Annotated in this window: 18 protein-coding genes; 7 read left to right on the top strand and 11 right to left on the bottom strand. The window is 48.9% G+C overall.

The genetic code is table 11. From position 1 onward, the window contains the following. Nucleotides 1-212: 212 nt before the first annotated feature. A complete protein-coding gene (locus tag O3S85_RS00870) occupies nucleotides 213-2,432 on the top strand; it encodes a glycoside hydrolase family 5 protein (RefSeq protein WP_269537125.1) in 2,220 nt (739 codons plus the stop codon). A gap of 31 nt (nucleotides 2,433-2,463) precedes the next feature. Here O3S85_RS00870 and O3S85_RS00875 read toward each other — a convergent pair whose 3' ends face one another. Continuing rightward, entirely contained in the window at nucleotides 2,464-3,291 is an 828-nt protein-coding gene (locus O3S85_RS00875; RefSeq protein ID WP_269537127.1) for an alpha/beta hydrolase, read from the bottom strand. Between the two features lie 25 nt (nucleotides 3,292-3,316). Beyond that, nucleotides 3,317-4,888 (bottom strand): glycoside hydrolase family 5 protein, encoded by a 1,572-nt coding sequence (locus tag O3S85_RS00880; RefSeq protein WP_269537128.1) that lies wholly within the window; start codon nucleotides 4,886-4,888, stop codon nucleotides 3,317-3,319. A gap of 710 nt (nucleotides 4,889-5,598) precedes the next feature. On the opposite strand from O3S85_RS00880, the gene O3S85_RS00885 reads away from it, so the two are divergent. Then, nucleotides 5,599-7,422, top strand: coding sequence for a sialate O-acetylesterase (locus O3S85_RS00885; RefSeq protein ID WP_269537129.1), 1,824 nt, complete (start codon nucleotides 5,599-5,601; stop codon nucleotides 7,420-7,422). Here O3S85_RS00885 and O3S85_RS00890 read toward each other — a convergent pair whose 3' ends face one another. The 6 genes from O3S85_RS00890 to O3S85_RS00915 form a co-directional block, all read right to left on the bottom strand. Continuing rightward, nucleotides 7,423-8,289 carry a helix-turn-helix transcriptional regulator gene (locus O3S85_RS00890; protein ID WP_269537130.1) on the bottom strand — a complete coding sequence of 289 codons (867 nt, stop codon included), beginning with the start codon at nucleotides 8,287-8,289 and terminating at the stop codon, nucleotides 7,423-7,425. 206 nt (nucleotides 8,290-8,495) lie between these two features. Next, a complete protein-coding gene (locus tag O3S85_RS00895) occupies nucleotides 8,496-9,284 on the bottom strand; it encodes a helix-turn-helix domain-containing protein (RefSeq protein WP_269537132.1) in 789 nt (262 codons plus the stop codon). A 183-nt stretch (nucleotides 9,285-9,467) separates the two neighbouring features. Next, the gene (locus tag O3S85_RS00900) at nucleotides 9,468-10,319 is read right to left on the bottom strand and encodes an SDR family oxidoreductase (protein WP_269537133.1); all 852 of its coding nucleotides are present in this window, start codon (nucleotides 10,317-10,319) and stop codon (nucleotides 9,468-9,470) included. Next, nucleotides 10,316-11,698, bottom strand: a complete 1,383-nt coding sequence (gene uxaC, locus O3S85_RS00905) for a glucuronate isomerase (RefSeq protein ID WP_269537134.1) — start codon at nucleotides 11,696-11,698, stop codon at nucleotides 10,316-10,318. The genes O3S85_RS00900 and uxaC overlap by 4 nt, the downstream gene beginning before the upstream one ends. An 18-nt stretch (nucleotides 11,699-11,716) precedes the next feature. Beyond that, the gene (locus O3S85_RS00910) at nucleotides 11,717-12,697 is read right to left on the bottom strand and encodes a mannonate dehydratase (protein ID WP_269537136.1); all 981 of its coding nucleotides are present in this window, start codon (nucleotides 12,695-12,697) and stop codon (nucleotides 11,717-11,719) included. After that, nucleotides 12,697-13,416 carry an RraA family protein gene (locus tag O3S85_RS00915; protein WP_269537137.1) on the bottom strand — a complete coding sequence of 240 codons (720 nt, stop codon included), beginning with the start codon at nucleotides 13,414-13,416 and terminating at the stop codon, nucleotides 12,697-12,699. The genes O3S85_RS00910 and O3S85_RS00915 overlap by 1 nt, the downstream gene beginning before the upstream one ends. 133 nt (nucleotides 13,417-13,549) lie before the next feature. Here O3S85_RS00915 and O3S85_RS00920 point away from each other — a divergent pair, with 133 nt between their 5' ends. After that, the gene (locus O3S85_RS00920; protein WP_269537139.1) at nucleotides 13,550-14,338 is read left to right on the top strand and encodes an IclR family transcriptional regulator; all 789 of its coding nucleotides are present in this window, start codon (nucleotides 13,550-13,552) and stop codon (nucleotides 14,336-14,338) included. Here O3S85_RS00920 and O3S85_RS21215 read toward each other — a convergent pair. Next, nucleotides 14,317-14,505 carry an integrase core domain-containing protein gene (locus tag O3S85_RS21215; protein ID WP_425499839.1) on the bottom strand — a complete coding sequence of 63 codons (189 nt, stop codon included), beginning with the start codon at nucleotides 14,503-14,505 and terminating at the stop codon, nucleotides 14,317-14,319. The genes O3S85_RS00920 and O3S85_RS21215 overlap by 22 nt on opposite strands. Nucleotides 14,506-15,172: 667 nt before the next feature. Here O3S85_RS21215 and O3S85_RS00925 point away from each other — a divergent pair. Genes O3S85_RS00925 through O3S85_RS00940 form a run of 4 tightly spaced genes read left to right on the top strand, consistent with a single transcriptional unit; the run spans nucleotide 15,173 to nucleotide 21,691 of the window. Then, nucleotides 15,173-17,209 (top strand): sodium:solute symporter family protein, encoded by a 2,037-nt coding sequence (locus tag O3S85_RS00925; RefSeq protein WP_269537141.1) that lies wholly within the window; start codon nucleotides 15,173-15,175, stop codon nucleotides 17,207-17,209. Then, nucleotides 17,206-17,862 carry a hypothetical protein gene (locus O3S85_RS00930; protein ID WP_269537142.1) on the top strand — a complete coding sequence of 219 codons (657 nt, stop codon included), beginning with the start codon at nucleotides 17,206-17,208 and terminating at the stop codon, nucleotides 17,860-17,862. Before O3S85_RS00925 ends, O3S85_RS00930 begins: the two co-directional genes overlap by 4 nt. 7 nt (nucleotides 17,863-17,869) lie before the next feature. After that, on the top strand, nucleotides 17,870-19,975 hold the full coding sequence (locus O3S85_RS00935; protein ID WP_269537143.1) for a right-handed parallel beta-helix repeat-containing protein: 2,106 nt from the start codon (nucleotides 17,870-17,872) through the stop codon (nucleotides 19,973-19,975). Nucleotides 19,976-19,978: 3 nt separating this feature from the next. Next, nucleotides 19,979-21,691, top strand: coding sequence for a right-handed parallel beta-helix repeat-containing protein (locus O3S85_RS00940; protein ID WP_269537145.1), 1,713 nt, complete (start codon nucleotides 19,979-19,981; stop codon nucleotides 21,689-21,691). A gap of 30 nt (nucleotides 21,692-21,721) precedes the next feature. On the opposite strand, the gene O3S85_RS00945 is transcribed toward O3S85_RS00940, so the two are convergent. Both O3S85_RS00945 and O3S85_RS00950 read right to left on the bottom strand, forming a co-directional pair. Continuing rightward, nucleotides 21,722-23,404 (bottom strand): right-handed parallel beta-helix repeat-containing protein, encoded by a 1,683-nt coding sequence (locus tag O3S85_RS00945; protein WP_269537146.1) that lies wholly within the window; start codon nucleotides 23,402-23,404, stop codon nucleotides 21,722-21,724. A gap of 211 nt (nucleotides 23,405-23,615) precedes the next feature. Continuing rightward, nucleotides 23,616-24,293 (bottom strand): helix-turn-helix domain-containing protein, encoded by a 678-nt coding sequence (locus tag O3S85_RS00950; protein WP_269537147.1) that lies wholly within the window; start codon nucleotides 24,291-24,293, stop codon nucleotides 23,616-23,618. Nucleotides 24,294-24,358: the final 65 nt, after the last annotated feature.

A 24,358-nucleotide genomic window follows, 5' to 3' on the forward strand; every position in this document is an offset into this window, starting at 1 on the left:
AATTGGCGAGATGCTAAGAATTGCTGGCAATGCAAAGATGAAGATTGTCCGATTGAGATCGCCTTGGGGCTTCTGAATAACAATAGCGATCCTAAGAAGGCACTCTGGAGGTGACTGGGGCTATGGTTTATCGAACAGCTAATATCTTGTAGTAATTCCTAGATAATTATAATCTTTTAAAACTTATTAATTCAAAACTTTTCTTTAACTTTATGTCTGACATTAATCTACATCGCTTGACTCTCTTTTGCAGCATGATCTGTTGCCTGATTGGCTTCAACCAGCTTTCGGCAGAACAGCAGCCTACTACTTCTAATATTCAAAAAGTCTTGTTTGAGGAAGATTTTCAAGGCGGTGGTGCGAGTGGGGATTGGCCTAGTAAAGACGAAATTTCGCTGGTTTATGAAGACGGCAATCGCTTTCTTCGCTTAAAGAGCATTGTGCCGGGGAAAATGGTGATGGCTTATAAGGAGATTGCGATTGAACCTGGCGTGGAAGCTATTCGATTTACTTGGAATGAGCGAGTGGATGGCCTTGTTAAAGGTGAGAAATCTTGGTTTGATGCGCGTATCATGATGGAATTCATGGACGCTGATCGCGGTAAACTTTCGATCAAGCCACCCAATCCAAGAAATTCTAAGGATACCGGAGGATGGGTTGAGAATTCGCTAGAATTCAATGTTCCAGCTGGTGCTCATGTTATAAAGTTCATGCCAGCTCTTTTTAACGTGAAGGCCGGCACATACGATATAGACAACATTTCCTTTCAGCAGATTCCCAAAATCCCCAAAGAAGAAGATCCTGCTTATCAAAAGAGGCAAAAAGCGTTGGAGGAAGTTCGCCAACGCCGCGAAAAAGCTGGAAAGACCTTGGAAGAACACGGTTCGCTTATCGTTAATGGAGATTTTCAAACCGACAGCAATAGCGACGGGAAGCCTGATCATTGGGGAAAAGCTAAGGGAGGAATTAGCTACCCAACGGAAGGCGAAAACACTTTCATGCGGATCGAATCCGATAAGCCAGGCGAAATGGTGATGTATTACACCAAAATAGATATACCAGAGGGGGTTGAGGCGCTTGAGCTTAGCTGGGATTGGCGAACGAGCAATCTCAAGCCTGGATTACAGGCCTGGCATGATGCGCGGATTATGATGAAGCTGTTGGATAGCTCCGGCAAGAAAACTGATACACAGCCCTCGGCACCTTACACTCGAAAAAATCGTGAGGAGTGGCGCTCTTATTCACGACAGTTTCTAGTGACAGAAGATGCGCTGACTCTTGAGTTCATGCCCACTCTGTTTGAGGTCGAGCGCGGAACTATGGATTTAGACAACATACAATTGAAACCAATCGAGGCAGGTGTATTAAAGGAAAAAATTGCTGAAAAGAAAGCTCAGAAGGAGCGAATGCATGTTGATGCAGAGTTGGCGAATAAAGACAACTGGCCTTCTGAATTGCACGTATCTGGCAACCGGTTGGTTGACAGTGAAGGTAACGATGTATGGCTTCAAGGCGTTAATGTCGCCAGTTTGGAATGGAATCAATATGGTGAAAACGTATTAAAATCAACCCAGGTCGCCATCGAAGAATGGGGCGCTAACGTAATACGTCTGCCGGTCAAGGAAAGTTACTGGTTTGGTCCCCAGGGAGAGCAATACAAAGAGCTCATTAACGACGTAATTACTTTTGCAGCCAATCGGGGCGCTTACGTAGTTCTCGATCTACATCGATACCGTGCGCCCAAGCCAGAATACGTGCTGTTTTGGCAAGATGCTGCGACGATATATAAGAACCATCCCGCCGTTATCTTTGACTTGCTGAATGAGCCTCACAGCACTTCTTGGGAAGTCTGGCGAAATGGTGGCGATATTGGTAAGAAAACAAAACAAGCTGACGAAGACGCTTTCCTGACCGAGCAAGAAAAAGAGAAAAATGCCAAAGCTTTTGAATCAGTTGGCATGCAGGGCTTGGTGGATGCAGTGCGCGGCGTCGGTGCAAACAATGTCGTCGTAGTAGGAGGTTTGGATTGGGCTTATGACCTTTCCGGAGTGCTAAACGGATTTGCGATTGATGATACTCCTGAAGGCAATGGTATTATGTACTCTACGCATGTTTATCCGTGGAAGAAAGGCTGGCAAAGAAAGTTCCTCGAAGTGGCTGAGAAGTATCCGATATTAGTTGGCGAGGTGGGTGCCGATGTGAACAAAATGAATTGGATGCCCCACGATGCGCAGGAGGATGCTGAAACATGGGTGCCGGACATGATCGGGCTCATTCAGAAATACAAACTGAACTGGACGGCGTGGTGCTTCCACCCAAAAGCGAGCCCACGCATGCTGCTTGATTGGGACTACACCCCAACGCCATTCTGGGGTGAGCCCGTTAAGGAAGCATTCGAAGGCAAGCAGTTCAGTGTCGATAAGCTGCGTTAGATAGTGAGAGCTATCTAACTATTGCTGCATATCAAAGGTATTGTCCCAAAAATGTCAGAACTGTTGCCTCGAGATCCATTTGCTCGGGGTGCAGGTCATAAGAGTGCTGACCTTTGGCAATTTCAACATAGGTGTAATTCAACCCCAACTGATTGAGATGTTGAACTAAAAAACGTGAACGCTCTACGGGAATGGTTTTGTCCAGAGTTCCATGCGTGATAAACATTGGTGCTGTGTTGGAGTCAATCCAAGTCACGGGTGAAGCATCCCGCTCGTTGTTAGCAGTAATCTTGCCCATGGCACCAGCGAAAGGAGATACGCGCCGCCCGCGTATGTCGAAGTCCCCATAAAAGTTAAGAATACAAGAAACGGCGTTAGACTGATTAGTATAAAGACCTTGCTGGTTAAAGGCTGAATGATAAATAGTGCTGCCGACCATCATGGCTAAGTGGCCTCCAGCTGAGCCCCCCATCACGGCTATACGGTCTGGATTCAAATTATAGTCCTTGGCATTCAGTCGCAGAAAGCGGACCGAGCTTTTACAATCGTAAAAATTTTGAGGCCATGCCAACCGCGATAACTTCAGGTTTCCGTCCGCGTCTTTCTCCCCGATATTCAGAAGATAGTTAATTGAGAAAACTGCGTACCCATTGCTGGCTAAATCATTGCCAATACGGACTTCGCGCTCAGCAGCTTTGTCGGACAGGCGCCACCCGCCGCCGTGGATCAATACTATAGCTGGGTGCGGTCCTGAATATTTCGACGAGGGCAGGTAGGCATCCATTTTTTCTTCCCGGTCAGATCCGAGGTAGTCGATGTCGCGTATGACGGTAATATCAGGGCAATATTTGTTCTGCATAAAAGTAGGAATTGGCGTGCTGGATTCAGCGCAGGCGAGTCAGCTCAAAGGATTCACCAGAAAGGGCGCGTTTAGCGTATGCTCCCCAGTAGGGTGTTGGTGTGTAATCCCAATCGGAAATCATCACTGGGGTTGCCCAAGCATGAAAAGACCAACCTGTCCAATTGAGTTTGTGTGCTTGTATGACGCCCAGCATATCAGGAACCCATGTATAGGGATCTTCTTGAATATTCGCGGGTAGCCACTCCATCTTATTTACATCTGCGCCTACTTCTCCGACCAGAATAGGGTAGTGTTTGGCAGCGTCGAGAAAGGCTTCCTGCCAGCCTTTTTTCCAGTTATAGACGTGGGTTGCATACATGATGCCATTGCCAGTGTCGTCATCGAGTGCGTAGCCATTAAGGATGCCAGATAAATCGTAAGCCCAGCTTAAGCCGCCGGCTACGATTATATTGCGAGCCCCAGTTTCGCGAACAGTATCAACCAGCTGCTGCATTCCAGGAGATTCAAATCCCTGGTTGGATTTTTTTTCTTCTTCAGATAAAAACCCTGCTTCGTCGGCTCCATTCTTTTCAGTCGAAACGAAACCGCCATTTCGCCAGACTTCCCACGATATGCTGTGCGGCTCGTTGATAATATCAAAGAGAACGGCTGGGTGGTTTTTATATCGTTCCGCTAATTCTGCCCAGAAAGGCAGATGCTCCTGTTTAACGGCACGATAACGATGGTGATCTAAAACAACATATGCTCCACGATTGGCAGCAGAGTTGATGACGTTGTCTACCGTCAGTCGGTAGGCTTCTCCGCCATCTGTTTGACCCGCGCTCTTGGTTGTTGGTTTGCCGTGCCCATACCAGTATTCATCCTTAATCGGTAATCTGATGACGTTTGCGTTCCAATCCTCGATCGCAATGATGGTTGAATGCACGGCCCCATGACCTTCAGGCATAATCTCCAGACCTGGAATCGCTACTCCTTGTAACCAAACCTCTTGCCCTTCAGCGTTAACGAGGCGATTACCCTCAACATGTATTTCCGAGGGCCAGTTCTCTTTATTGACAGCCTCCATCGGTGGATCTGGCGGGTAGTTGCGCGGCTTCGCGTCAACGGTGTGGGCTAGCCCAAGCAAGATAAGCAAAGATAAATATACAAATCGAAAGCATATGAATTTCTGACGAAAATACATTAATGTCGAGAAATGTTTAAGTTTATATTTTTCCGCACACCAGTCCAATGGCGGTTTCATCGCATTCCGGTAATCATCAATTGTCGCATCGACGTCTTCTCTGCTGGTCTCTGGCGTCATCTCAATATCATCTGGGATAGGAGTATCTGCGGAGGCAGTTACGTGCTGGTATGGGCTAGTAAGGCGTTGCAGTTCCCGATGTGCTAAATTGAGTGCTAGTAGAGGTTTTGCTGTGCTTGGGTTTTGGTGCGCTTTTACGCTTGCTGAATGCGTCTTAGTTTCAGCAAAAGCTTTAATTTTTACTACCATCCGCACTAAGAACGCCATAATGAGCAGGGTGATAATAGCAGCGAAGCCTTGGTTGTTACAATTTATTGTTCGGCAACTGTTAGCTTGTGTATATTGGGGCATGGTTGCGTCCTACTTGAGAAGTTAGATTAGACTGTTTTTAGCTCAGTGGGGGTTTTTGTACTGTCGAAATAATTATTGCTTCATTCTTTCTTCAAGGATACGCGATTGCAATTAGTTGCGCTATCCTAGGCTGATACGGAGGTTTTATTTTCAATGTCGACAGTTTGATCGACTTTCTGAGTCCAAAATACACCTCATAAAAAAAATCTGGCCGAAATGAATCGTTACGTAACAATGCATGGCGTGGCGAATAAGGCTGGGGTTGCCCGCTTAATCGTTTGTGCGAGCTTGGGGCTAAACCCTGAATATTTTGAAAAAGCAGCAAGCGGGTCCGGGCTATCGCAGAATCAATGGGTTACCGCACAAATATCTGCTGCACACCAGCCGAGGTAGATGTGGTAACCAATAATTGGATCGACGATAAGCCAGGGTGGGCTGGCATTGATCAGCGCTCGGACCAAGTCGGTTCTGCGGCAATTGATATGCTTATCGGCTTATTGCAGAGAGGAGTGTGGCATTCCTGAAGTTCGCTACACGCACATGGTGGCTGGGAGATGGGTGACGGGGGAAAGTCTCAGCGCCAAAGGCGCTTAAGAAATCCCTGAGGTGATCAATTCTGGCATAGCCGCATATCAAACTATGTAAAGCAGGAGCCTAGGATGTATGAGAATATTAACGCTACTTGAAACACTAGCCCTTTGTTAAATAGCGTGAAGAATCTATATCTTGTTTTCCTTGGTGCGTTACTCCTCACCTCGGTTCGTGCGGGTGTCATCGCCCATTACTCATTCGACGCCGATTACTCGGATCAATCCGGTTTTTCTCGGCATGGGACGCTCGTTGATAATGGCGAACTAGGAAACTCAGTTATCGATACAGCGCCCAATAGCAGCGTCTTCGGAGGGGGTTCGCTGTTTCTGAGCAATGATCGTGACTATATTTCCTTCCCTGAAATAACTCTGGGCACTACCGAAGGATATACGATTGCCTTTTGGGCGCGGAGGAGCGCGACTTCCAAAGCTCTTTGCATCGTTGCTGGAAACACGACTAATACCAAAGACTTTATTGGAATTTTCACGGATGGCCGTGGTTTTCGATGGCGCAATTCATCTGGCCAGACCACGGATATCGGTTGGGCACCGAACGACACAGCTTGGCATCACTATACTATCGTTGTAACGGCTGATGATCTAACACTCTACGTCGATGGGATAGGAGGCCAGCCGGTGAGCATCAGCAACATGCAGCTGTCCATCAATGCGATTGGCGAAGGATACGCTAGCTCTGGTTATGACTTTGACGGCAACCTTGATGAATTTTGGATACTGGATGAGCCACTGAGCGCATCATCGGTGCAGGCTCTCTATGAGGACAATACAATTGAAGTAGTCTCTGAGCCCGTGGAAGAGATTACGCGCCTGCTGGTCATTCTGCAGGGTGGTCAGTCTAATGCCGATGGTCGGGCTGGTAAAGGAAGTCTTCCGACAGAGCCAGTTAATCTGCAGATGCCTCAGACCGACGTAGATGTTTTTCATAAGCGGGAAGGTGAAAGCTACTTAGGCAGCTTGACAGTCCTCCAGCCTGGGCTAAATCGCAAGAGTGATGACTTCGGGCCGGAGATTACGATGGGGCGAAGCTATGCGGATTTATACAAGAATGATTCCAGTGTCCGTGTCGCTATAATCAAGTATGCGCGTGGAGGAACGCATCTCGCTGGCGATTGGGTTGCAGGCGGAGATGCTTCAATGTTTGGAGATGGTCCCGAATACCAGGTATTTCAAACAACGGTGGCGGATGGGTTGGCTGCATTGGCCGAGGCGTATCCTTCCGCTAGTATCGAAGTGCAGGCAATGGTTTGGATGCAGGGAGAGTCGGACGCCAATCGCACTTCTTGGGCTGAGCGTTATGAGGATAATTTACGCACGTTCATTGAGGATGTGCGCCTAACCTTTGGCCAAAATCTACCATTCATTATCGGTCGTCTTTCTGTCGGGCAGACGGCGCTCAATCACGAAGAGTTAGTCAGAGCGGCGCAGGACGTCGTGGCGGAAGAAAATCCATGGACAGGAATTATCGACACGGACGATTTAACGCTGCAATCTGATAATATTCACTTTGATGCCGACGGGCAAATGGGCCTTGGGCGTCGCTTTGCGGAAGCGGTAGCTTACTATGCCTGGATGGTTGACGCCTTTAGCGAACAGGAAATTGTTGACTGTCGGGCGGAGCCGGAGGGTGATTTTGATGCGGATGGGCAAAGCAACCGCTTTGAGTTTACCGCAGGAAGTGATCCACGGTCGAGCACATCGCGATTTCAGTTCAACATACATCTCGAGAAGACGCCAATCGCGGAGATTCGTTTGGAGTTATACGCTATGGCCAATCGAGTATATTCCTTCGAGCAATTTAATGAGTCAGAGAAACGGTGGGAATTGATCTCAGACATGTTATCCGGAAGCGATGCTTTATTAACATTTATCGCTGACGATTTTGCAGGTAGAGGTTTGTATCGAGCAAAAATCAATTTACCTTAATTAGTCACTGTGTTTGTGCCTCTGGCGGAAATGCCGGGGTGACTCGCCGGTGTTGTTTTTGAACCACAGGGAAAAATGGCTTAGATGATTAAATCCAAGTTTATAGCTGATTTCTTTAATTGGAGTTTTTTGTAGGTGCAGCAACGTTTGTGCGTGCTCCAACTTAATTTTTTCCATGAAATTCGTGGGTGTCATGCCCAGCTCTTTTTTCCAAAGGCGATCAAGGCGACTAGGACTGAGGCCGTAGCTTGACGCGAATTCAGACCGCGAAAAAGGCTCAATAAATCGGGGATTGTTGACTAATTCGTAGTAGCCTTGGCGCACGCGCTCATCATGAATGACGGGGGGCTCAAAAGTGGTTCCTGAGGCGGCCAGTCGTTCTAATAGCAAACGGAAAAAGACAATAACGAGTTCTTGGAACAGTAAATAAGTTTTTAGATCGCTGGTTGCATGGGTGGGATCAAATTCCTTTTTGATATTCATTTCTTGTATCAATTTTGACCTGCGAATTCGGTCAACGGCATGCATGATTTCTTCGTTTTTGTGAAATTGCACTAGTTTAGGTCCTTGCCACTGCGCCGCATTATGTAAGCTGTGGATGCAAATGTGAATTGAGAGAATTTCCGCATCCGGAGAAAACTTGTGATAGCGCTCACCGGGCATTCTAATGAGCCAATCTCCCTCTTTAGCCTGCGATTCAAGCCCCCCAGCACTAACTTCTACGCTGCCTTTCAACATATACCAAGCCGTCAAGAGCGTACCAAAAAAGTTTCCGTTTTTGCCGATTGGGGCACATTCGTAGAAGCGAACGATCTCGATGAAGAAGTTATTCCAGGAGTGCCTAAATGAAGGGGTTGTGCTACTCATTGCGCCCATATTAAATAAGTTTCTATTTCACTTTTCAAAGTTTTATTCGTCCACGTTTACGAAGGGGAATCGGATAAAAACTCCAGGTGAGTTTTGCTGTGAATATGCCTGCTACACAAATCGAGTGAGAATCTGTTGTAGTTTTAACAGGCTTCGCCAGTTGCTTCACCAAATACATGTTGTCGGAGTATGCCTGAACAATTCACTTAAGAGAATAACGTGGATTTACGATACTCGCTAGGCGCCATGCCTTTTGCGGCACGGAAGGCGCGTGAAAAATTCGATGCTGAGGAGAAACCAGTCATCAGTGCGATATCAATTAGTGAAATATTTGGCCTGCTGCTTAAGAGGTTCTGAGCCACGGAAATTCGTTCTGACAGGACGAAACGGTGAAAAGAGAGGCCCGTCTGCCGGGTAAAGCTACGCGTCAAATGTTCCGCCGATACCTCGAACTGCTCGGCTGTCTCGCGTAAGGTCAGGGGTGTGTCCAAGTGAGTTTGAATGTGGGCGATGGCTTCACGAACGAGAGTTGTCGAACGATTTTCGAGTATTGGCTTGGCGGTAATTGCTGGAATGCGCATGAGGCGTAGAGCAATGCTCCAGGCGAGTGCTGATGACATTGCCTCCCAGCCCATCGGTCGTCCAATTAACTCGATATTTAATCGACGCAATTGCTGAATGGCTTCGATGTATTCGGAGGAGTCCAGCCTTATGATGTGTATTTCGCCTTCAATTATTTTTTGAACTAATTCGGTCTTCTGGAATGTTGGGGCATGGGCAGGGTCCAGGCACATAACGGTGCGCATATAGTCTTCGCCTGGATTAGCTTTCAGTTCGTGAATATAACTACCACTGAAAATGACCACTAACCTCGGAGAAAGCTGAATTTCCCTTTCTCCTATGGTTAATTTTCCGCGGCATTCATTGGTAATGTTTATTTCGATGCCCCGCTGATGATGCCTGGGGGTTGAATGACGACGGTCACAGAAATCCAAGTGGACTGGGAAACGTTCGAGGTGCTTGGCAATGAGGACGTTATCCCGGGGAGTGTCATTGTGTTGGTGAGCAGAACGAGATTGCCTCATCGCGTCTTAGACAAGCGTTATTATCCAATTATGGCGAACACAAAGCACGCAGGATTTCTGCGTGCTTTGTGGGGCGTTGATAAATATGCTTTATTAAATGCCTGACGATGCAATGAAGCCGCCGTCTACCGGGATCGTGATGCCGGTTACAAAGTTGGACTCCTCGTCATTTAGGAGCCAGCACATTGCTCCAAATAAATCCTTTGCTTCCCCAAAGCGATTGAGCGGGGTGTGGTGCATGACGTTTTGCCCTCTAGCTGTGAGATCACCCTCTGGGGTTTTCAGAATCTTTACGTTGCGGTTGTTGAGGAAAAAGCCGGGTGCAATGGCGTTTACGCGAACCCCCGTCGGAGCCAGGTAAACGCTCAGCCACATTGTGAAGTTGACGATCGCTGCTTTGGCCATGGCGTAGGCGGGCACACGAGTTAGGGGGCGATAGCTGTTCATTGAGGCGTAGTTAAGGATTGAGCCTCGCCCTTTGGTTGCCATGTCTTCGCCAAATACTTGGCAGGGGATAACGCTTCCTAACGTATTGGTGGAGAGGATTTCCTGGAAGCGTTCGAGATCGAGATTGAAGAAACCCCGTAGGTCCTCAGGTTTATTCTCGGAAAGCTCTTCTGGTGTGAATTCGACGCAAGTCGTGACGGCTTCCGGGTGATTCCCGCCAGCACCATTTAGCAGGTAGTCGCAAGGGCCAAGTTCCTGGTTAATAATTGCTCGCGCATTCCTTACGGCTGCAGCGTCGTTGACGTCGGTAACGACAGTCAGCGCAATGCCGCCTTCTTCGCGTATATTTTCCGCGACCTGATCGAGTGAGGATTGCGTGCGCCCGAGCAACGCGACGCGTGCTCCGTGCTTGGCAAGGTGTATGGCGGCTGCGGAGCAAAGAGCGCCGCCAGCTCCTGAGATCACTGCTGTCTTGTTTTTTAGGAATGGGTATTTCATGAGGCTACCTTGTTTTCGAGGTTTAAATACTGAGCAGCGTTTCCGTAGGCTGCTTTGCGGATAATGTTCTCCAGAAGCTGAGCATCGTTGGGAAAGCTCCCGGCTTTTACTTGTTCAGCTATCCATGAACACAGCAAACGGCGGAAATATTCATGGCGGGTCATTGAAAGAAGACTACGTGAGTCTGTAGTCATGCCGATGAAGGCTGAGAGCAGACCGTAGCTGGAAAGCGTGTCGAGATGGCTTGTGATGCCGGCATGGTGATCGTTGAACCACCAAGCCGGACCTAGCTGAATTTTTCCCGGGACGCCGTCTTCGGTGAAAGATCCGGTGAGTGTGGCTAGGGGGGCGTTATCAACGGGATTCAGATTATAGATGATGACTCGTGGAAGAGATTCCTTCTTTTCCAAGTCGTCCAAGTATGCGGTTAATGATGATATGTCGATACTGTTGCCAATGGCGGCGTACCCACCTGCGCCATTGGTAAGTTGTCTTAGGCGGGTGCTTGTGGCGCGCTGTGCGCCAAGGTGGAGTTGGAGAACCCAGCCTCGCTGTGCATATTCCTGGCCCAGCCAATGAAGGATACCGGAGCGTAATTGCCTGGATTCCGTCTCGCTTAACGCATGCCCGGCGGTGTGCTTTTCATAGAGCTTTGATAATGTATCATGGCCTACCGCCTGATATTCGAATCGATCGAGTCCGTGGTCTGCGAGCTTGCAGCCGAGCGAATCGAAATCATTGAGCTTCTGGCTTACAGCTGCCGTGAATGCGTCAAAGTGCCGATAATCGGCAGTCAATTGTTGAAGCCATTCAGTGGAAAGACTTAGCAGGTCATCTCCGCGTAATGAAGAGAGGACTTTTACGGAATAATCGGAATTTGCTAATGCTTTATGATGGGATAAATCATCAAGTAGCCGATCTGAAGTGCACACGCACTGGACGTTTGTCAGCTGTAGTAGCTTGCGGGAAGAAAAGTCTTCGGTCTGCAAAAGTTTTTCAGCTTTTGTATAAATAATGTCTGCGTTTTGAGGCGAAAGCATCTCGTTGACGCCAAAATACCTTTTCAGTTCCATCGCGCTCCAGGCGAAGAGCGGCGTGCCCAGGCTTGAGGGCACTGTCTGAGCCCATCTAGTGAACTTTTGCTCGTCTGAGGCTGTGCCGGTAATGTCGTTTTCAGGGATGCCGAGCATTCGCATCAAGCGGTGCTTATAGGGGTCGGTTTTCAGCCACAGTTGCGTAAGGTTTTCGAAGCTGCGGTTTTCCGCCAAGTCTTGGGGAGAAAGGTGGCAGTGATAGTCAATGATGGGAAGGTGCGCCGCTATCTCGTGATAGAGTTGACGCGCCAGGGGGGTGCCCAGCATGTAGTCTTTGTTAATCATGATTCTTCGAGAATGTGGCTAGGCGTATGGTATTTTCTGTGCTTTCAGCAGCCCTTTCAAGTAGCCGACCGTGTAGAGGTGTCCAAGCATGCCGTAGCCTGGCATATCCGGTTGTTCTCCAAGCATGGAAGGAACATGGTCATCGCGGATGAGGTCGCTAAATCCCAACTCGTGATAAAGCTTGAGCATGGCGCTCAAATCAGTGGGTCCTTCATCATGCCAGACTTCGGTAAACTTTTCGGAAACACCTTCAACATCTCGGATATGCACAAAGAAGAGTTTCCCGATTTCTGCAAAAAATCGTGCCCAGTATTCAATATCTACTCCCATGAGTAAAAAGTTGGCCTGGCAAAACGTAACTCCACTGCTTGCGCTGGGGGCTAGGTCGAACGCGCGCATCCAAGCCTCGGGGTGATTGAAGATACGGGGCACGCTGCCAAGACTTGGCAGTGGGGGGTCGTCGGGATGTAACGCCATTTTTACGCCGACTTCTTCGGCTGTTGGGATGACGGCCTGGATAAAATAGCGGTAGTTCTCCCAAAGATCTTCTTGTGAAAACTCCAAATCCGAAGACGGCGGCAGTTCTTTTAAATCAAAAGCCGTGCTGAGTGATCCACCGCGCAAAGGGACACGGCAATCGGTGCGGTGCCAATCGTGTTCTGCGTTTTTTGCTCGCGGCATGAAGTTGTAGCATAATAAGGGGATGCCAACCTCTCCCATGTTGCGTAGCATTTTTTGGTAACGCTCTATGTCTTCATCTCTTCCGGGCTCGCCTCGTTTAATGCGGGACATGTCAAACTGGTCGCCTTCCAGGCCAGCCAGCTTTATCCCGTGCTGGGCAAAGGAGTCGCTGATCGCCCGTAGGCTACTCAAATCATCAGGCGCGGGCAGGCCGGTTAATTGTGGGGCTGCCTTGGTGACGGCGTGTGTCACGCCAATTTGGCGGGCTAATGTCCAGCTGTCGTTTGGCAGGGCTGAGAGCAAAAGTGAGAATTTCATTAAAAATACCCACCTCGATCATGAATTTCTTCTGCTGATAGACCGGCATCAACCCATTCCTTAATTTCTCCCTCGTTGCGTTCTATCTGCTCAGCGCGTTGAAGCACCTCAACGGCGATTTTACGAGGAATAACCAGTGCGCCGTCGATATCCGCCAGCAGGATGTCGCCTGGCTTAATGATGACCTCGCCAACATAAATGGGGACTTGGTAGCCTACAATCTTTGTATGGGAAAGCGCGCCGTGATTTGTCCGGTAGCGATACCAAATGGGAAATTCTTGGTCCAGAATGTCTTTCGTATCCCGAATGCCGCCATCGATGATGGCGCCACGGCATCCTCGGTGTAGCGCGGCCCGAGTCATGACGCCTCCCCAATGTGAGGCGTGGTCCTCGCCATTTGCGTTCCAAATGACGACGTGCCCAGCCTTAAGTTCATCAAGCATTTTGACGCGGAGCTCTAGCTCGCCGCCCATCGTTGGATCCTTGACTGCTTTTACGGTGAAGGCTTCACCGCAGACCACCATTTCGTCTCGTAGCGGGACAATGGAGGAGGGAAGGCCTTGGTTCGGGAGACACATTTCTCTCAGTACGTCATTTACTGCGCCTGTGTAAAGCTTCTCAAAGCGCTTGGCTAGGTCTTCTATCGGGATTGTAAGATCGAAGCTCTCGATGCTGTCTCGCATTTCTTGGAGCCTGTCTACCTGCATTTGTTTGCTCATAGTCGTTTACTAGGGGTTGAATGTTATTGATGTCAGAAATACTGACTGTTTTGAAATGCTGGCCTTATTTCCTTATAAAATCAACAAAATAAAGGCTTGTGTGAATATATATAAATGTCAGAATGACTGACATATGAAGGTTTTACCGCTCCAGTCTCTAACTAGAGGTTTAAAGGTTCTTGAGCTAATTGCCCGTCATGAGAATGGAATGACTGTGAAAGAGATCGCTGCTGAGATGGGGCTGACTCGTCCGACAGCGCATAACATTGCGACAACATTGTTTGCCGAACGCTACCTGACTAAGTTGAATAAGCCGACGCGCTATCTTTTGGGGCCGGCAGTAAGCGAGCTATTGGAAGTTTCTTCGCAGGGCTCCAGGCGCTCACTGGCGCGCAAATTCTTAGAAGAGTTGATCTCTTGTCATCCCGGGGTAGGCTTTGTCTACGCCGAGGCGGGCTCAGACGAGATGCGATTAGTTTGGCGCGCCGATTTTAAACGGCCTGAAATCATTGAGCGGGTTGATCGAGAAGTTTCTCATCCTTATGAAACAGCGACTGCTTTGGTTTTCCACGCATTTGCAGATGAGCCGCGGGCTGTCGCTTTGCGAAAGCGCTTTACGTATGAAACGTTCGGTCAACCGATTTGGGGGCCTCGTCGAAGCTTTGATACATTTCTGGCAGATGCTCAGCGTAAAGGATATTGCATGCCTTCAGAGTCCGTATCGCCTAGGGAAATGTCCGTCATGGCAGTACCCATATTCGGAGCTGGAGAAACCTTGGTCGGCTCTTTGGGTGCCTTTTGGTCCCAGGGCAATGCGCAGGTTGACGTTAAGGAGTGCCTAGCAAATTTACTTGCGTATACAAAGAGGCTTAATCGCCATGAAGGGCTAGTAGAATGGAATCACATATCTAATCCCTGGTGATTGCACTCATGGTGAAAATGTTTCATATACTCAGAAATCGCTTTTTGGAGCGAGTTCTCTCCGAAGAATATGAATTGATCGAGACACTCACGCTTGATGCATTTGACAAAGCTCTCTGCGTAGCCGTTTTGCTCTAGGCAGCCTCTCCTGATCGGGACGACTTTCACTCCGGTCTTTTCAATGATATCAACAAGGGCAGGAGTGTAGAGCGGATCGATGTCGACAATCAGCTATTTCATGCCGCGAAGTAAGCCGTCAAAATCGTTGGTGAGCTCTCGTTCCAAGTTGCACATGACTTTGCTGTTGACCTGGCAACCTGTGTGGAAGATTTGCACTTCGCGCTTGGCAATATTGATGACGAAAAAGCTCAAGTAACGAACTAGTCCATGTCCGCTATCTCAGAGATGATCAATATGCATTCGCCTACGTATATGGTGTCGAGTTTGGCATGCTGCATGATATTAAGTCTGTTTCATAACAGCAGAACATTCTTTTCAACGACCCTGAATACCACGATATTAAGGAGCGATTTCAACGACAGTTGGCGGACATATCCGTTCGTTCAGATCCCTCGCGTCCGGAAACAGTAATCCACGCTTGATGTGATTTTATTCGCGCGTGACTATGCACTACGGCGAGCGCTGACCTAGTTACATTACCGGTGTCGGGTTCTGTTGTCCGCTGAAATGAGCGTTGGCGTGGGCTGGTGTCGATTTCAGCGATTCTTTTGGAATCGCTATAAGAAAGGAGAAGAAATTTGCCTAAAATATATTGCTAAATTAGCAATTTAATGATTTGGTCACTTTTTAATCGAGTAACTTCCCCGCATCGAAAATGAAACTATCCCTCTTGGACTGGAGCATCGTAGGCGGTTTCCTCGCCTTCCTTGTTACCATGGCTTACATGGCGCAGCGCTATACGCGCAGCGTATCAGATTTCCTTGCCGCCAATCGTGCGGCAGGGCGCTACCTCTTAACGCTTGCAGATGGCATGGCTGGTTTGGGGGCCATTGCCGTGATTGCGAATTTCGAGAAGTTTTACCAAGCTGGTTTTGCGGCTAGTTGGTGGGGGTTGATGATGGCACCACTTGCGATGGTTGCGGCGCTTTCGGGATGGGTTTCCTACCGCTACCGTGAAACCCGGGCGATGACGATGGCTCAGTTTTTTGAGATGAGGTATAGTCGGCGTTTTCGAATATATGCCGGCATTTTGGCGTGGATTAGCGGCATCCTGAATTACGGCGTTTTCCCTGGTATCACTGCGCTCTTTCTAATTCATTTTTGCGGGCTGCCTGAATCTTTTCAACTGCTTGGCCTTACCTTTAGCACCATGCCCTTTATTATGGCGGTGATGCTTTCAATCGCAGCCTGCTTCACGTTGTTTGGTGGTATGATTGCTGTCATGATTACTGACTTCTTCCAGGGGCAGTTTGTGAACATCGTTTTCTTGCTGATCATGGGGGTGCTGCTTTGGAAAATTAGTTGGAGCGATATCATCACCACCTTGGAAACTGCGCCCAGTGGCAAGAGCATGCTCAACCCATTTGATCAGGGAGAGATCAAGGATTTCAACTTCTGGTTCTTCGCTATCTTTGGCTTTAAGATCTTCTACAACCGTCTTGGTTGGCAGGGAAACCAGGGTTATAATTGCGCGGCAAAGTCACCGCACGAGCAGAAGATGGCTGGAGTTTTGGCCGAGTGGCGAAGTGGTTTAACTTATCTCATGTTTTTGATCATGCCCATCTGCGCTTATGTGGTTTTACACAATGTAGATTACTCACAGACCGCCAGCGAGGCTCAGGCGTCGATAAGCCAGATTGTAGATCCGCAAACCCAGAAGCAGATGCTGACGCCAATGGTGATGAGCCAGCTTTTCCCGGTGGGACTCGTAGGGCTATTTGCCGCCGCGATGATTGCTGCGGCTATCTCAACTGACGACACGCAGTTGCATTCGTGGGGGAGCATTTTCATTCAGGATGTCGTTTTGCCATTCCGCAACAAACCATTCACGCCACAGCAACAACTGGTGCTACTGAGGCTGTCCGTTATTGGCGTTGCCCTCTTTGCTTTTTTCTGGAGCTGGTTTTTTCCGCTAAAAGATTATCTCTTCATGTATATGTTGTTGACGGGGACCATCTATCTCGGTGGTTCGGGTGCCGTGATTATTGGCGGTCTCTATTGGCGGCGTGCTACGACGCAAGGGGCTTGGACATCCATGACGGTTGGTCTACTGATTGGTGCTGGGGGGATTACATTGCAAGCGGTGTGGCCATCGATTCCCGCTTTGGTTAGCTTGGCTCCCAAGTTTCCGCTCAACGGCGCATGGCTGGCCATGATTGCCTACATTTGCTCGATCCTCAGCTTTGTTGTCGTTTCGCTCGCAACTTGCCGACAACCTTACAACTTGGAGAAAATGCTGCATCGTGGCGAGTATGCGCTGGAGGATTCAAGGGTCGAGGGAGATCATCAGCCAACTGGGCTAGTGGGGCGCTTGATGGGATTCACTGACGAGTTTACCCGCGGCGACCGCTTCATCTACCGGTTAAAGGTTACCTGGACGCTGTTTTGGTTTATCTGTTTTATCGTTGGCACTGTGCTTGGCCTAACGGTTGGGATTTCTAACCAAGTCTGGGGGCAGTGGTGGTTTTTTATGGTTATTCTCAGCGGTGTAATGGGCGTGATTACTGTCGTATGGTTTTTAATTGGCGGTACACGAGATCTGTTTGATCTGTTCCGAACCTTAAAGCAGACCAAGCGCGAATTTGATGACGACGGTTCGGTGCATGAGTTTGATGAGCATCGGAATGACCATGATGTCGCGGTGGATGATTCTTCTGATAAAAAAACAATAGAACCCCAAATAATATCATGAAAATATCCCGATATTTAATCGGACTATCTCTCTTCCTGGCAGTGACGCTATCCGGCGAAATGGAAATTGTCGCGCATGCTGATCGCTCGGTTTCCAGATATACGCCTGAGGAGGTGGTTCAGCCCAGCAAAACGTTGCGTGTTTCAGCACGAGGCGGGCATGCGCATAAGATCTATCTCGTATTTGATTTAGCAGACCTTAGTGAAGATGCTCTGGACGATCTGGAGAACGCGTCAGTTTCGCTGAACACGCGAGTGGAAGACTACCTCCTGGGCGAACCGGCAGGATTGACACCTATATCGGTGTATGGACTTACGAGTGATATCGATGACCCGACTTTGTCAGCGATCACTTGGGAGAACGCGCCCGCGAATGACGCCAATAACCCTAGTTTGCTGGAGCGAGGAAAGGCTACATTGCTGGCGACTACGCAGGTTGATACCTCTACCTTGAAAGGTGACGAGGCTGTGGTTTGGAGTGACGAGCGACTTGTGAAAATGATTCAGAAAGTTGGCAGTGATCGGACGGGCTCGAGGTATCTTACGCTCATTATCGTTTCCGAGGGGATGGTGGATGACGCCGGAGTTATCTTCTTTTCAGAGAAAGGAACCTCTCTGATGAAGCGCGAGCCGAAGTTGGTTTTGGAGTTTTAGTCTTAACATGTTGCGCTTATTTTACCACATCCAGTTGCTGTTTCGACTATGGGTAGGGGCGGTGTTTACTCTGATCTATGGCTTGGAAAGCTTCGCCGTAGAGGAAAGCACACAATTGTCTCGTCCTGTGGCAGAGCTTCAACTGCTGACTCCTGCCAACAATTCCACGACTTTTTCCAGAACGCCTGACTTTTTCTGGGCTTCAGAGCCTGACACTGATCGCTATGAGATCGAGATCGCGGTAGATCCGGAGTTTAAGAAAATCATTGATCGCGACGTGATGGAGATTGCGCGGTATGTGGTGGATAAGCCCTTGCCGGTGGGGGAGCTTTATTGGCGGGTGCGACCTATTGGAGAAGATGGCGGTGTGAGCCCGGCCTCGGTATCTCAATTTACAATCCGGGATATTCAGAACATCTATGACATTCCGGATGGTGCTGATGCGGCTGGAATTGAACAGGTCATAAAAGAAGCTGCCGCGAACACGCCATGTATCGTTCGTTTCGCGAAGAAGGGGCATTATCGCATTGCGCCCACTGATACGGATTTGATCAGGCTGAACAAAGTGTCGGATATGATCATTGAAGGGCAGGGGGCTGAGTTGATCATTACTGAAGTGGATCGTGGTCTCGCTCATTTAATTGAGTGCAATGGCATCCTGATTCGCGACTTAACTATCCGTTATGATCCCCTTCCTTTTGCAATTGGCGTTGTGCAAAGCGTGGATGACTCGACGGGTGAGTTTAGCGTGGTCATGGAGCACCCTGAGTTACCTGCTTTTGATAGTCCGACCATACTCAAGCATTGGACTTGGGGGGTGCTTCTTGATCCGAGAATTCCGGGCAAGCTCCTGGACGATTCGCCGCTAGTTTTATCGACGATTGAGCGTAAGGTCCGTAAGCAGGTTAATGGAGAACGCGAAGCCACATACACGCTTGAACTTAAGTCGCCGCATCAGGCGAAGTTCTTCACGCCCGGAAGTAAATACATAGTTTTTGCACGCCATAAAGGGCGCGGGCTGACTCGGGTGGAAGGCGGAAAGAATGTCACGTTCTTCAATCTAACCAATTATGGTGTTTCAGGCGGACATTATACGAGTTTTGAGAGCTCTGCGCTAAAGGTGCTGCATTGTCAGTCTCTGATTCCCGATGGCCAATGGTTTGGCGGCAATGCGGATGGGTTGCACGTGCGCTCAAGCGAAGTTGGCCCTTGGGTGGAGAAATGTAATTTTGAAGGTATAGGCGATGACGCCATTGCGATCTACGCCAAGGGCGTCTTTATTCTCAAGCAGGAATCGCCTACAGAGCTTCGGGTTGATCTTCAGTTTTGTAATTTGAAGGCTGGCCACTCGGTTCGCATTTTCAATCCACGCGATGGAACCACGGTTGTTGAGGAGGCGAAGGTCGACTCTATTGAGCTGCAAAACGCTGGTTCCGGCGGCGTTGAGAAGGAGCATTTTCTACTTACCTTGACTAAGCCGATCAAGCAGCAACTTGAAACCAATCGGTCGGACCCATTGCTCAACGATCAAATCTTTAGCCTCACTTTAGTGAACCGCGATTTCGCTGTGCGGAATAATCGTTTCTCCCGCATTCGTCGTTTTGGGACTGTCGTGCGTGCAATTAGTGGCGTTATCGAAAAAAATGACTACGCCTATATTTCCAATGTGCCGATTGTTCTACGCAACGAACCTGATCTTTGGCGCAATGGCCTGAGCAGTCAGGATATCTACATTCTGAACAATACGATATCTGATTCGGGCTTCGTTAGGGGCAGGGAAGGCAAAGGTCAAATCGAAGTAATTATGTACAAGATGGCCCACGCCTTGGCGGATGGCCGTGGGCATGAAAACATCCTTATATCTGGTAACCGAATCAATAACTGGCAGGAGTACGGTATATCCGTACAGAATGCTCGGAATGTTCAGATTTTGAATAACTTGCTGACGAGTGATTTGAACGACTTCGACAACGATCGCAGTCACTTTGGCATTTATGTGAATAATGCCGAAGAAGTCATAATTGAAGGAAACCGTATCAATGATTCCAGGCGACTAGATGCTGTGGTGGAAGTCAGTGAGAATACCGATAGAGTTATTATTAAGGAGAATTAAATCATGCCTAAGCTTATTGCTTTTCTTAGAGAGTTTCTTGTGTCACTGGCGCTTTTATCTGGCGCTTGCCTGGGTGCGGAGTCGACTGAGTTGCACGTCAGAGATTTTGGAGCGATTCCGAATGACCAGCTCAGTGACACAGCGGCGATACAAAAAGCCATCGAAGCGGCGATAGAGCAGAAAGCCGAACGGTTGATTTTTGAGCCGGGAACGTATCGTTTGTTGGAAGTCGTATCTGTGACGGGATACGGGCACGACAACTACTTGGTGATTAATGGTGCGAGGGATCTTGAGCTGCTTGGCGCAACGGATACGGCAGGGATGCCCGCCACCCGCTTGGAGAGGGCCATCACACTGAATAATGATTCAAAGCCGCCGATCCAATTGCGTATCCACGACGCCAAAGGATTAGCTTTAAGGAATTTTATTTTGAGCAATGATCCACCCATGGGCTCGACTGCGCGGGTGGTCGCCGTGGATAAGGAGAATGATACGGTCACGGTTGAAGTGCTGCCATCGTTGCCTGCCTACGACGGCATGCGAGCTGCTTCAGCTCATGCCTGGGAACAGGATTCCGGAACACTTAAGCGTTTCGGAGCTAGACCTTCGGAGGCGACACTCACGATTGGGCTAAATGTTCAGGCGTATTGGTCGGTTGTCCCTAATTCAGATGGCCGTTTGCTGAAGATGACGGGGCAGGGGTTCAGTGACTACCTTGAGCCGGGAGACTTGGTTAGCTGGCATCATAAATCGAGCGACGCGTTTAATCAGATCGAGATGATGTACTCGGAAGATGTTGTCCTGGAAAATATCAATCTTCCAAATGTCAGTAACGCTGGCATTCTGGCTGGATACAATCGCAATGTCACCCTGAGGCAGATGCGGTTTATGCCGGAAAATGGAAATCTGGCTGTTGGTGGTCGCGATGGCGTTCACTTCAGTAACACTGCTGGAGAGTTATTGGTCGAGGACTGTTATTTCAAGGGGTTACGCATGGACCCGCTCGTCATTCGTAAAAGCTTTGGCGTGATCAAGGAAGTGAAGTCGGATAGAGAAATTGTTATCGAAACCAATCTTAAGCCCGCTGGAAAAATCCCGGCAGGCGACGCGTTGCGGTTTTGGATTGGAGCGGAGCCACAGGATCGCAATGTAGCGAAGGTCGAGACGATCGGGGAGAAGCGCTATCTTTATCGTGTTGAAGGTGGATTGCCAGATGGCGTCGCTTCCGGAGATGTCATTAGTTTTCAGACTTATACCCTCGATAGAGGGATCATCCGCGACTGCGTTTTTGAAGGAAACTTTGGCAGTGCGATTGTGAATTTTGAAGAGAATGTCATCATCGAGGACTGTATTTTTCGGGATAACTCTTATCAGATCAAGCTAGGCGCAAACTATGTTTCCGGCGCTTTCGCGAGGAATATCGTTTTCCGCAATAACCTGTGTGAAGACGTTAGTTGGGTCGACATTGCGCGTCGCGGACAGCCGGCGATTTTGCTGATTCACTCACTGAATCGCTACTTTGAGAATCCCATGTATAATCAGCATATTGAAATTTACGGGAACACTTTCAAAAATCCTCATGGCTATCCTGATGCGGTGGCGATCGATGTCCGCAATGCTACGAACGTTCATATCTTTAACAACGTCTATGAGGGGTTTGAGCAGTCGGTGGCGGTTGATAAAAAATCTACTCGAGCTATTCGAGTGGATGATTAGTTTCTCGAAAAACGGCTAAAGGCTCAAAAATTAGGTTTCGTCGATATGGATTGAGCGCGTAGTGTCTTTATCGATCCGAACACGTTCATCAATATTCTCGTATTGATTATTCCAAATTCTCACATCGCGAGCGGTCATCAGTTGAATGCCAATGGTCGAGTTTCGAAAGTGGTTTTCCGTAATTTCAATGTCATGATTAAGCGGTAGGTCGAAGCCAAAGGAATGCACGCCGATGCAGCCTGCGGTTCCATACCTTGGGAAAAATCCGCAGTTATCGAATTCGCATTGTGCGATATGGATGTTCGTCGCATGGCCTCCCTCGGAGTGGGTTGGCATTTCCGCGCCCAGCAGCACTCCGGGGTTCATAATGTTCTGGTAGCGATTATTGAGAATGGTCAAGTTGTCATAGCGAGATAGATGACCGGCTCCCGCAATGTTCATGAACTCAGAATTTGTGCATGTGTATTGATCGGCTTCCCATCCGCGGGCAGAGCATATGGTGTCTTTTCGGACGAACTCAGGAATGGGACACGTGAACTGAACTCGATAGAGATGCCCTCTTGTTTCGTTCTCGACGACTGACTCCAACCTGGCGGATTTTACGATGCGAGTTTGTTGCGAGAGTTGATCATAAAACTCAATCACGCTGCCGGGCAGGATCGGCGCGTAGGTGTACTTGCAGAAGAAAATCGCTTCGTTCGCATCGATGTGACTCTGGAAGTGAAGCCAGTTGCTGTGCATGTTTTGCCCGTCCATACGTACGCCATGGACTTGAAAGTCATCCACGGTAATGCGTCCGCTGCACTTAAAGATTTTCCAAGCGTCCCGAGGACCGGTAAAAAGTCGGTGGCCATCGGGGCGAAAGTGAACAGCATTGGCTGTGATGTTTCGACAGCTTTCAGTAAGCATGCAGAAACCGTTGCTGTTGTAAGTGCGTAGATTCTGTAAATGAAGGTTATCGCATTGGCTGATGTAAATCTGGAAATCCGTTTTGGCTCCTTGATGCCATGAGAGGTATTCGCCGCAGTTAACCATAGCGTGCATGCGTGCATCGCTGATCTTCAAGCGGTCCTGGCCAGCAGATTTCCAGTTAGCGCTGGCACCTTGCCCGTAGGTGATGCTCTCGCCGGTGAGCTTTGCGCCATTGTCCGTGAAACGGTTAACGCAATACGCACCCATATTGTCCCAACTCGGGCAGCCCGGCAAGACTTCGACGATTATGGCGTCGTTTGTTTTTTGGGTTACCAGACCAGCGGAAGTAAAAGCTGGCTCGCGGGTGAACGCCAAGTTTTGCAGCCTTAGCTCAGGGCAGTGTTCACACCAGAGTATCGCCGGTAGAAAGTCATCGTTTTTTAAATCGTTCCAGCCGACCAGAGTGGTGGCTGGTTTCCCGGTTTGGTCGACGGCACCATGGAGGGTGAATGATGGCAAGTCATCGAGCAGGATGTGGCAGTCCTTTTTTTGTTCGATGTCACGGCTTCCGGCGTCGTGGATAATGCCGCCTGTTGCATGGGCGATGCTGCTCTTTAGAATGTAGCGTCCTGCTTCAAAATGTATGCGGGTAATGCCTGTCTCTTTCGCCTCCCTAACCGCCTGCCGTATTCCCGGCGCTGAATCAACGTCTCCTGGTCGCGTGTAGTGACTGATGTCGATATATGTAGGGCAGATTGTTTCTGAAGGGGCGGTCGTTGTAATCGGTTGCGATGTATCCATTGCACAAAAATTGCTATTATTGCACTATTGTATTTGCTTTATTAGCAAGACGTCAACCGGCAAATGCCAGTATTCTTGGCTGGGTAACCCTTATATGGGAGGGCCAGTGGTTGCTTTGATAAGCAGTTTTTGCCCCGTATTTACGACATTAATGGCGCAAGTATATTCCTTCGCGGTTTTAGAACTGCGCTAGTTGAGGGGGGGGGGCTCCTTAATAGATGGGCTTGTCGTGAGCCTTATTGGATTCAGAGCTAAGCTCTTGGAGAATTTCCTCTTTGCATTGTAGTAGACGAGGAAGATATTTTGAGACCGTCTTGGGCGATACCTTTGGCGAACTGAAGCCGATGGCCGCCATAAAATTAACTTCAATGCTAATCGCCAGCGTATTATCATGGATGGCGTATTCGCATTCACGAACTTCGGAAAGCTTTTCCTGTAGATGCTTTACTGAGTCAAATTTCGGGATATCCCGGCCCGTATATAATTCAACGACTGTCTCATCCGGGAGTAGGGCAAGCAGTGCAATGCCCAAGCCGGAAACTGTGGCTGGCCATACGTCCAGGCTGCTGATTGCGGTGGTAAGAGGCTCATCGGGCTTTGCGTGGTAAAGGAAGGAGACGGATCGATTCCACAGGAGTCCCATGGCGGTAGTCATATTTAGCTCATTGTGCAAGCTGGCCATCGGACCTATCGCTTTGTAGAAGCCCGAAGCATGCATGGTTTGTGTCGCTAACACAGGCACCGCGGGGCCGGCGGCGTATTTTCGCTTGTCTGTCCAGTGAAGCATACCGGATGCGGCTAAGGTCCTTAACAAGCGATGCACGCGAGTCGTTTCCATATTCAGCTCCGCAGCGACTTGGGCGACGCCCACCGGTTCGGAGCGGCTCAAAACCGCCTGGAGGCAGAGTATGCCATCGATGAGGCTTTTATTCGGCTGTTTGGGTAATGCGACCA

Source organism: Cerasicoccus sp. TK19100 (assembly GCF_027257155.1).
Lineage (GTDB): Bacteria > Verrucomicrobiota > Verrucomicrobiia > Opitutales > Cerasicoccaceae > Cerasicoccus > Cerasicoccus fimbriatus.